Source organism: Paracoccus aestuariivivens (assembly GCF_009711225.1).
Taxonomy (GTDB): domain Bacteria; phylum Pseudomonadota; class Alphaproteobacteria; order Rhodobacterales; family Rhodobacteraceae; genus Paracoccus; species Paracoccus aestuariivivens.
In genome coordinates this window covers 1-638 of the sequence record NZ_WMIE01000071.1, presented here as the reverse complement: position 1 = coordinate 638, position 638 = coordinate 1, and the positions used below count along the sequence as shown (strand labels likewise).

Below are 638 nucleotides of genomic sequence, written 5' to 3'. Positions count from 1 at the left end.
GTTCTCTCGGAAAAGCCGGACACCGCGTTCGCGAAGTTCGGCAGGATAGGCGGGGGTGAATTTCTGCTTCGTCATAGGGCTCATCCTTCGAGTGTTTTACTCTCCGGTAAACCCGGGGCGGTTCAAAACGGTTGTTCAGAGCGGACTCAGCTAAGTTGTTTTGAAAGGCTTTTCGGATAGCCACGAAATGAGCCGTTTTGGAGTTGAACGGTCACGTTGGTGATCTACCCGATCGAGATCCAGGCCTTTCTTACCCATCGAAAACGCGGCGCGCCACTAGAAGCCCTGCACGGCCCTCTGAGTGACGTCTGACCCAACCAGTTACCTCTCTCCTGCCATAAGAGGTAGTTGTTGACTTCTGGAGCCTCTCTGCGCGTCTCTACGCTGTATTTAAAAATGCCTTCTAGACGGCTCGTGTCACGCACATGCGCCAATCTGCTCTTCTTGGTTGGGTGGAGGAGGATTTTAGCTCACGGCCCGATCATGGAGCTAAGACAACATAATCGATTTGAGATATTTGCCGTAATCGTTCTTGCCGAATTTTTTGGCCCGCTCTGCCAGATCGTCCCGGCTGATCCAGCCTTGGTTAAAGGCAATCTCGTCCGGACAGCCGGTTTGCAAGCCTTGGCGCTGCTCAA

General features: G+C 53.1%; 1 pseudogene. It reads right to left on the bottom strand.

What is annotated here, in order from left to right:
* Positions 1-489 precede the first annotated feature (489 nt).
* Positions 490-638, bottom strand: a pseudogene (locus GL286_RS22755) (glucose-1-phosphate thymidylyltransferase); the annotation flags it as partial.